The sequence below is a fragment of the Escherichia sp. WS1450 genome, assembly GCF_046487395.1.
Lineage (GTDB): Bacteria > Pseudomonadota > Gammaproteobacteria > Enterobacterales > Enterobacteriaceae > Escherichia > Escherichia coli.
Map to the genome: position 1 here is coordinate 1 of NZ_JBJQJO010000052.1, position 8,294 is coordinate 8,294.

An 8,294-nucleotide genomic window follows, 5' to 3' on the forward strand; every position below is an offset into this window, starting at 1 on the left:
CCACAGAATGATGTCACGCTGAAAATGCCGGCCTTTGAATGGGTTCATGTGCAGCTCCATCAGCAAAAGGGGATGATAAGTTTATCACCACCGACTATTTGCAACAGTGCCGTTGATCGTGCTATGATCGACTGATGTCATCAGCGGTGGAGTGCAATGTCGTGCAATACGAATGGCGAAAAGCCGAGCTCATCGGTCAGCTTCTCAACCTTGGGGTTACCCCCGGCGGTGTGCTGCTGGTCCACAGCTCCTTCCGTAGCGTCCGGCCCCTCGAAGATGGGCCACTTGGACTGATCGAGGCCCTGCGTGCTGCGCTGGGTCCGGGAGGGACGCTCGTCATGCCCTCGTGGTCAGGTCTGGACGACGAGCCGTTCGATCCTGCCACGTCGCCCGTTACACCGGACCTTGGAGTTGTCTCTGACACATTCTGGCGCCTGCCAAATGTAAAGCGCAGCGCCCATCCATTTGCCTTTGCGGCAGCGGGGCCACAGGCAGAGCAGATCATCTCTGATCCATTGCCCCTGCCACCTCACTCGCCTGCAAGCCCGGTCGCCCGTGTCCATGAACTCGATGGGCAGGTACTTCTCCTCGGCGTGGGACACGATGCCAACACGACGCTGCATCTTGCCGAGTTGATGGCAAAGGTTCCCTATGGGGTGCCGAGACACTGCACCATTCTTCAGGATGGCAAGTTGGTACGCGTCGATTATCTCGAGAATGACCACTGCTGTGAGCGCTTTGCCTTGGCGGACAGGTGGCTCAAGGAGAAGAGCCTTCAGAAGGAAGGTCCAGTCGGTCATGCCTTTGCTCGGTTGATTCGCTCCCGCGACATTGTGGCGACAGCCCTGGGTCAACTGGGCCGAGATCCGTTGATCTTCCTGCATCCGCCAGAGGCGGGATGCGAAGAATGCGATGCCGCTCGCCAGTCGATTGGCTGAGCTCATGAGCGGAGAACGAGATGACGTTGGAGGGGCAAGGTCGCGCTGATTGCTGGGGCAACACGTGGAGCGGATCGGGGATTGTCTTTCTTCAGCTCGCTGATGATATGCTGACGCTCAATGCCGTTTGGCCTCCGACTAACGAAAATCCCGCATTTGGACGGCTGATCCGATTGGCACGGCGGACGGCGAATGGCGGAGCAGACGCTCGTCCGGGGGCAATGAGATATGAAAAAGCCTGAACTCACCGCGACGTCTGTCGAGAAGTTTCTGATCGAAAAGTTCGACAGCGTCTCCGACCTGATGCAGCTCTCGGAGGGCGAAGAATCTCGTGCTTTCAGCTTCGATGTAGGAGGGCGTGGATATGTCCTGCGGGTAAATAGCTGCGCCGATGGTTTCTACAAAGATCGTTATGTTTATCGGCACTTTGCATCGGCCGCGCTCCCGATTCCGGAAGTGCTTGACATTGGGGAATTCAGCGAGAGCCTGACCTATTGCATCTCCCGCCGTGCACAGGGTGTCACGTTGCAAGACCTGCCTGAAACCGAACTGCCCGCTGTTCTGCAGCCGGTCGCGGAGGCCATGGATGCGATCGCTGCGGCCGATCTTAGCCAGACGAGCGGGTTCGGCCCATTCGGACCGCAAGGAATCGGTCAATACACTACATGGCGTGATTTCATATGCGCGATTGCTGATCCCCATGTGTATCACTGGCAAACTGTGATGGACGACACCGTCAGTGCGTCCGTCGCGCAGGCTCTCGATGAGCTGATGCTTTGGGCCGAGGACTGCCCCGAAGTCCGGCACCTCGTGCACGCGGATTTCGGCTCCAACAATGTCCTGACGGACAATGGCCGCATAACAGCGGTCATTGACTGGAGCGAGGCGATGTTCGGGGATTCCCAATACGAGGTCGCCAACATCTTCTTCTGGAGGCCGTGGTTGGCTTGTATGGAGCAGCAGACGCGCTACTTCGAGCGGAGGCATCCGGAGCTTGCAGGATCGCCGCGGCTCCGGGCGTATATGCTCCGCATTGGTCTTGACCAACTCTATCAGAGCTTGGTTGACGGCAATTTCGATGATGCAGCTTGGGCGCAGGGTCGATGCGACGCAATCGTCCGATCCGGAGCCGGGACTGTCGGGCGTACACAAATCGCCCGCAGAAGCGCGGCCGTCTGGACCGATGGCTGTGTAGAAGTACTCGCCGATAGTGGAAACCGACGCCCCAGCACTCGTCCGAGGGCAAAGGAATAGAGTAGATGCCGACCGAACAAGAGCTGATTTCGAGAACGCCTCAGCCAGCAACTCGCGCGAGCCTAGCAAGGCAAATGCGAGAGAACGGCCTTACGCTTGGTGGCACAGTTCTCGTCCACAGTTCGCTAAGCTCGCTCGGCTGGGTCGCGGGAGGGCCGGTCGCAGTGATTCAGGCCCTTCTGGATTGTGTTGGTCCCCAGGGCACGATTGTCATGCCCACGCACTCGGGTGATCTGACTGATCCCGCAGATTGGAGATCGCCGCCCGTGCCTGCCGATTGGGTGCAGATCTTGCGCAACGAGATGCCGGCATACGATCCGCAAACCACACCAACTCGGAACATGGGTGCAGTGGCTGAATTGTTCCGGGCGTGTCGCAAACACTTTTGGAGGCAGCTATCACCCAGCCAAGGCCGGTATTTTCATGCTTTGTTAACCTTTTGCAGTCCGAAGAGGCGCGCAAGCAAATCATTCTGGTCATTGACGGTCCAGCCGCCTGAAAAGCCAAAGCCCTTCCGCAGCCACAGCATCGCCTCGAAACCCGCGATGGTTCGCCGCGCCGTGTTAAAGGATTGGAAACCGCCGATCTTCGGCATGTTCTTCTTCACCCGGAAATGGTCGCTCTCAATCCCCTGCTGGAGATGTTTGGTCACATAATGCACGGGATCGGGATGGAGAAGCCCATCATCAACCGACGTTTTGATCGTTGACGGGAAGGTGTTGGCCCCGTCCGTCCCAATCCTGTTCGGCGACAACAAGGGTTCATCTTTAAGCATCTTTCGGAAGAACCGCTTGGCAGCGTCGAGATCGCGCTTAGCGGTCAGCAGGAAATCCACCGGATTGCCATGCTTATCGATGGCTCGGTACAGATAGCGCCATTTGCCGCGGATCTTGACATAGGTCTCATCAATCCGGACCGAGCCGCAATGGGGTCGACGAAACTGCCGCAGCCGTTTCTCGATGACAGGTGCATAAGCCAATACCCAGCGGTTGATCGTGCTATGATCGACCTCGAAGCCCCGCTCGCGAAACATCTCTTCCAAGTCACGATAGCTGAGCGGGTAGCGCAAGTACCAGGCAACCGCCTGTACAATCAGCCAGGCCTCGAAATGCCTGCCCTTGAAATCATCCTTCGACTGGCGCTTCAGCTTTTCGGCAATGGTATTCAAAATCATCGGCTCGCTCCGCAATATCAGGAGCGGCAACTTCTCTCCCCATGGTCAACATCGAGTTAACCTGAAGAATTTGCGACAAGGCCATGCGTTCCGCTCCGGAGATGTCTGGCTTACTAGGTCCCGGCGCTATGGCGATCTGAAACACGCACTCGTTCCGGCACAATCCATCGCGGAAGGCGGTCGTCTCGCTGTGCCATTGCGGCCGGAGGAATGGCTGGCAGACCGGCAAGCTCGCCTCGACATGCGGTTGCGCGAGCTTGGCCGTGCCGCTCGCGCAGGCACGATCCCGGGCGGGTCGATTGAAAACGGCGTTCTGCATATCGAGAAACTCGAAGCCGCCGCGCCGACAGGCGCCGAAGATCTGGTGCTCGATCTCTACAAGCAGATCCCGCCCACGCGCATCACCGATCTCCTGCTGGAGGTGGATGCGGCGACCGGCTTCACCGAAGCGTTCACCCATCTGCGCACAGGAGCACCCTGCGCTGACCGGATCGGGCTAATGAACGTTATCTTGGCGGAAGGGATCAACCTCGGCTTGCGCAAAATGGCGGATGCGACAAACACCCACACCTTCTGGGAATTGATCCGCATTGGACGGTGGCATGTCGAGGGCGAAGCCTATGACCGGGCGCTGGCCATGGTGGTCGAGGCACAGGCAGCGTTACCCATGGCCCGGTTCTGGGGCATGGGCACGTCGGCTTCGAGCGACGGACAGTTCTTCGTCGCTACAGAGCAAGGTGAGGCCATGAACCTGGTCAACGCGAAATATGGCAATACCCCGGGCCTGAAAGCCTATAGCCACGTCTCCGACCAATATGCGCCGTTCGCAACCCAGGTGATTCCTGCAACGGCAAGCGAAGCGCCTTACATCCTCGATGGCCTGCTGATGAACGATGCTGGACGCCATATCCGCGAGCAGTTCACCGACACGGGCGGCTTCACCGATCACGTCTTTGCCGCATGTGCCATTCTCGGCTACCGGTTCGCTCCGCGCATCCGCGACCTGCCATCCAAACGGCTCTACGCGTTCAATCCGTCGGCCGCCCCGGCGCACCTGCGAGCGTTGATCGGCGGAAAGGTCAACCAAGCCATGATCGAGCGCAATTGGCCCGACATCCTGCGCATCGCCGCCACCATTGCTGCCGGGACCGTCGCGCCAAGCCAGATTCTGCGGAAACTCGCCTCCTATCCGCGGCAGAACGAGCTCGCGACAGCCCTGCGGGAAGTCGGTCGCGTCGAGCGCACCCTGTTCATGATCGACTGGATTCTGGATGCCGAACTCCAACGGCGTGCCCAGATCGGGCTCAACAAAGGCGAAGCTCATCATGCGCTGAAGCGGGCAATCAGCTTCCACCGCCGCGGTGAAATCCGCGACCGTTCCGCCGAAGGCCAGCATTACCGCATCGCCGGCATGAATCTGCTCGCCGCCATCATCATCTTCTGGAACACCATGAAGCTCGGCGAGGTCGTTGCAAACCAGAAACGCGATGGAAAGCTGCTATCGCCCGATCTCTTGGCCCATGTTTCGCCGCTCGGATGGGAACACATCAATCTCACCGGAGAATATCGCTGGCCAAAGCCTTAGCGTAGGATTCCGCCCCCTCCCGCAAACGACCCCATCCAGAGTTAGCTGTAGAAATGATTATGCCAGTCAAGGCTTTTGAAGAATTCTGCGCACACCATCAAGTACAGCACCTAAGTACGGATGATTTTGCAAAGATTGAATATGACCGCATGAAGTGGCGATTTGGACAGGCCGGTATTAGAGAATAAAAACTCTAGTCTTTATTAAAAAATCAGGAAGATTTATATGCAAATTGATATTAAAACATCTTCAGTTAAGCCTTTAAGAAATACTTATGCTTATATTGAAAAAAGATTTGGTGATAAACCAGCTTCACGTTATCAAGAAGCGACCTACGATATTCAGGAAGAAATTAATTTTCATTACAAACCTTTATGGCAGCCTGAATTTGATCTTTACGATAAGGGCCGTACTGTAATCCAAATGAAAGATTGGTACGTGCTTAAAGATCCTCGTCAATTTTATTATGGGGCTTATACCCAAACTCGAGCTAAACAACAAGAGATTTTAGAAAGTAATTTTACGCTTGTTGAAAAACACGATTTATTAAGAAATATTTCTGAAGAAATTCTAAACAAAGTAACGAAATTACTACTCCCACTTTATTGTAAACAAGACATTTTTATCTTTTATATTCAATGGCTTATTTTCCTGCTAATTGGTAATACCATGAAAAATACCATGCTCAGAAAAGGCTTAACAATATTTTGAAAAATTGCCTACTGAGCGCTGCCGCACAGCTCCATAGGCCGCTTTCCTGGCTTTGCTTCCAGATGTATGCTCTTCTGCTCCTGCAGCTAATGGATCACCGCAAACAGGTTACTCGCCTGGGGATTCCCTTTCGACCCGAGCATCCGTATGAGACTCATGCTCGATTATTATTATTATACTCTGTACACGACAAATTTCACAGAACCCTTATCCTATCAGGATTCTGCTTTCTTAAAATTGCCAAAATTTCCTTAAACTCTTCTTTTTTCCCAAAACCAATTAAACGCTGAATCGCCATTTGAACATAGTCTAAACCATAGCGAAATAAACTCATTGAGAGTCGTCCATGCTTCTTTATTTTTATCGCTTTTTTTTGATTATGTTGCCATTCACCCGTTAAGTAACACCAACAGAAGCTTATAGCTAACACCGCAATCAATTTTTTCACTCGTCTAGGGTCTGTCAAGCGCGTATTTTCAAGATTAAACCCGCGTCCTTTGAGACAACTGAATAAGGTTTCAATTTCCCAGCGTAATGCATAATCCTGAATAGCATTGGCATTAAACTGAGGAGAAACGACGAGTAAAAGCTCTCCATTTTCTAACTGTAGTGCACTTATATATAGTTTCACCCGACCAACCAAAATCCGTCGTTTACGACATTCAATTTGACCAACTTTAAGATGGCGAAATAAATCACTAATTTTATGATTCTTTCCTAAATGATTGGTGACAATGAAGTTTTTTTAACACGAATGCAGAAGTTGATGTCTTGTTCAATTAACCATGTAAACCACTGCTCACCGATAAACTCTCTGTCTGCGAACACATTCACAATACGGTCTTTACCAAAAATGGCTATAAAGCGTTGAATCAAAGCAATACGCTCTTTCGTATCTGAATTTCCACGTTTATTAAGCAATGTCCAAAGGATAGGTATCGCTATTCCACGATAAACGATTGCGAGCATCAGGATATTAATATTTCGTTTTCCCCATTTCCAATTGGTTCTATCTAAAGTCAGTTGCACTTGGTCGAATGAAAACATATTGAAAATCAACTGAGAAATTTGACGATAATCAAAATACTGACCTGCAAAGAAGCGCTGCATACGTCGATAAAATGATTGTGGTAAACACTTGATGGGCAAGGCTTTAGATGCAGAAGAAAGATTACATGTTTGCTTTAAAATAATCACAAGCATGATGAGCGCAAAGCACTTTAAATGTGACTTGTTCCATTTTAGAGATTTGTTTAAGATAAGATATAACTCATTGAGATGTGTCATAGTATTCGTCGTTAGAAAACAATTATTGTGACATTATTTCAATGAGTTATCTATTTTTGTCGTGTACAGAGATTATTATAGAAGCCCCCATGAATAAATCGCTCATCATTTTCGGCATCGTCAACATAACCTCGGACAGTTTCTCCGATGGAGGCCGGTATCTGGCGCCAGACGCAGCCATTGCGCAGGCGCGTAAGCTGATGGCCGAGGGGGCAGATGTGATCGACCTCGGTCCGGCATCCAGCAATCCCGACGCCGCGCCTGTTTCGTCCGACACAGAAATCGCGCGTATCGCGCCGGTGCTGGACGCGCTCAAGGCAGATGGCATTCCCGTCTCGCTCGACAGTTATCAACCCGCGACGCAAGCCTATGCCTTGTCGCGTGGTGTGGCCTATCTCAATGATATTCGCGGTTTTCCAGACGCTGCGTTCTATCCGCAATTGGCGAAATCATCTGCCAAACTCGTCGTTATGCATTCGGTGCAAGACGGGCAGGCAGATCGGCGCGAGGCACCCGCTGGCGACATCATGGATCACATTGCGGCGTTCTTTGACGCGCGCATCGCGGCGCTGACGGGTGCCGGTATCAAACGCAACCGCCTTGTCCTTGATCCCGGCATGGGGTTTTTTCTGGGGGCTGCTCCCGAAACCTCGCTCTCGGTGCTGGCGCGGTTCGATGAATTGCGGCTGCGCTTCGATTTGCCGGTGCTTCTGTCTGTTTCGCGCAAATCCTTTCTGCGCGCGCTCACAGGCCGTGGTCCGGGGGATGTCGGGGCCGCGACACTCGCTGCAGAGCTTGCCGCCGCCGCAGGTGGAGCTGACTTCATCCGCACACACGAGCCGCGCCCCTTGCGCGACGGGCTGGCGGTATTGGCGGCGCTGAAAGAAACCGCAAGAATTCGTTAACTGCACATTCGGGATATTTCTCTATATTCGCGGTTCAGCAGGCATGTCCCCTTTGAGGGCGACCCGACGACAGGATAATCGACCTTATGGTGCGCAAATATTTCGGCACAGACGGTATTCGTGGCAAAGCCAACGAAGGCGCGATGACGGCGGAAACCGCCTTGCGCGTCGGCATGGCGGCTGGCCGTGTCTTTCGTCGCGGTGACCACCGCCATCGTGTCGTGATCGGCAAGGATACGCGCCTGTCGGGCTATATGCTTGAACCCGCGCTCACAGCCGGTTTCACCTCGATGGGCATGGACGTATTCCTTTTTGGCCCGCTGCCGACAACGTATAGGAAGAATAAACGCCCTTTTCACCCAAGTCCAACAGCTTTGGACCGCAGTTGACTCTTTCGACACCCCTGCGATGCAACCCAATCCGGCTGACGGGGAGCCAGC

At 53.3% G+C, this 8,294-nt stretch carries 9 protein-coding genes and 2 pseudogenes; 9 read left to right on the forward strand and 2 right to left on the reverse strand.

All coding sequences use genetic code 11. The annotated features are described in order from the left end of the window. The first annotated feature begins 161 nt into the window (after positions 1-161). From aac(3)-IVa to ACJHYR_RS26205, 4 genes and pseudogenes are all read left to right on the forward strand, one after another. On the forward strand, positions 162-938 hold the full coding sequence (gene aac(3)-IVa, locus ACJHYR_RS26190; protein ID WP_001199192.1) for an aminoglycoside N-acetyltransferase AAC(3)-IVa: 777 nt from the start codon (positions 162-164) through the stop codon (positions 936-938). A gap of 20 nt (positions 939-958) precedes the next feature. Continuing rightward, entirely contained in the window at positions 959-1,180 is a 222-nt protein-coding gene (locus ACJHYR_RS26195; protein WP_000171321.1) for a hypothetical protein, read from the forward strand. Beyond that, positions 1,167-2,192: an aminoglycoside O-phosphotransferase APH(4)-Ia gene (gene aph(4)-Ia, locus ACJHYR_RS26200; RefSeq protein WP_000742814.1), complete on the forward strand. Its 1,026-nt coding sequence runs from the start codon at positions 1,167-1,169 to the stop codon at positions 2,190-2,192. Before ACJHYR_RS26195 ends, aph(4)-Ia begins: the two co-directional genes overlap by 14 nt. A gap of 74 nt (positions 2,193-2,266) precedes the next feature. Continuing rightward, positions 2,267-2,551: pseudogene (locus tag ACJHYR_RS26205) on the forward strand (AAC(3) family N-acetyltransferase); the annotation flags it as partial. Between the two features lie 62 nt (positions 2,552-2,613). Here ACJHYR_RS26205 and ACJHYR_RS26210 read toward each other — a convergent pair. Further along, positions 2,614-3,366: an IS6 family transposase gene (locus ACJHYR_RS26210; RefSeq protein WP_000602738.1), complete on the reverse strand. Its 753-nt coding sequence runs from the start codon at positions 3,364-3,366 to the stop codon at positions 2,614-2,616. An 85-nt stretch (positions 3,367-3,451) separates the two neighbouring features. Between ACJHYR_RS26210 and ACJHYR_RS26215 the strand changes: the two are divergent. From ACJHYR_RS26215 to ACJHYR_RS26225, 3 genes and pseudogenes are all read left to right on the forward strand, one after another. Next, positions 3,452-4,951 (forward strand): annotated as a pseudogene (locus ACJHYR_RS26215) (Tn3 family transposase); the annotation flags it as partial. A 59-nt stretch (positions 4,952-5,010) separates the two neighbouring features. Further along, positions 5,011-5,139, forward strand: a complete 129-nt coding sequence (locus ACJHYR_RS26220) for a hypothetical protein (protein ID WP_032073144.1) — start codon at positions 5,011-5,013, stop codon at positions 5,137-5,139. 37 nt (positions 5,140-5,176) lie between these two features. After that, positions 5,177-5,662: a hypothetical protein gene (locus tag ACJHYR_RS26225; protein WP_006581703.1), complete on the forward strand. Its 486-nt coding sequence runs from the start codon at positions 5,177-5,179 to the stop codon at positions 5,660-5,662. 196 nt (positions 5,663-5,858) lie between these two features. Here ACJHYR_RS26225 and ACJHYR_RS26230 read toward each other — a convergent pair. Continuing rightward, positions 5,859-6,949, reverse strand: a protein-coding gene (locus ACJHYR_RS26230) for an IS4-like element ISAba1 family transposase (RefSeq protein WP_085940648.1) whose coding sequence is annotated in 2 segments (ribosomal slippage) — positions 5,859-6,409 and positions 6,409-6,949 — 1,092 coding nt in all. Because the reading frame shifts where the segments join, the coding sequence is not laid out codon by codon here. A gap of 89 nt (positions 6,950-7,038) precedes the next feature. Between ACJHYR_RS26230 and sul2 the strand changes: the two genes are divergently transcribed. Together sul2 and ACJHYR_RS26240 are read left to right on the forward strand one after the other, a co-directional pair. Further along, positions 7,039-7,854, forward strand: a complete 816-nt coding sequence (gene sul2 / locus ACJHYR_RS26235) for a sulfonamide-resistant dihydropteroate synthase Sul2 (protein ID WP_001043260.1) — start codon at positions 7,039-7,041, stop codon at positions 7,852-7,854. Between the two features lie 86 nt (positions 7,855-7,940). Further along, positions 7,941-8,243 (forward strand): phosphoglucosamine mutase, encoded by a 303-nt coding sequence (locus ACJHYR_RS26240; RefSeq protein ID WP_000251875.1) that lies wholly within the window; start codon positions 7,941-7,943, stop codon positions 8,241-8,243. Positions 8,244-8,294 lie beyond the last annotated feature (51 nt).

What these genes read in the sequence shown, in the direction of transcription:
- ACJHYR_RS26195 (WP_000171321.1), top strand. Translation starts at nt 959, where the DNA reads ATGACGTTGGAGGGGCAAGGTCGCGCTGATTGCTGGGGCAACACGTGG.
- ACJHYR_RS26210 (WP_000602738.1), bottom strand. Translation starts at nt 3,366, where the DNA reads ATGATTTTGAATACCATTGCCGAAAAGCTGAAGCGCCAGTCGAAGGAT.
- ACJHYR_RS26220 (WP_032073144.1), top strand. Translation starts at nt 5,011, where the DNA reads ATGCCAGTCAAGGCTTTTGAAGAATTCTGCGCACACCATCAAGTACAG.
- ACJHYR_RS26225 (WP_006581703.1), top strand. Translation starts at nt 5,177, where the DNA reads ATGCAAATTGATATTAAAACATCTTCAGTTAAGCCTTTAAGAAATACT.
- sul2 (WP_001043260.1), top strand. Translation starts at nt 7,039, where the DNA reads ATGAATAAATCGCTCATCATTTTCGGCATCGTCAACATAACCTCGGAC.
- ACJHYR_RS26240 (WP_000251875.1), top strand. Translation starts at nt 7,941, where the DNA reads ATGGTGCGCAAATATTTCGGCACAGACGGTATTCGTGGCAAAGCCAAC.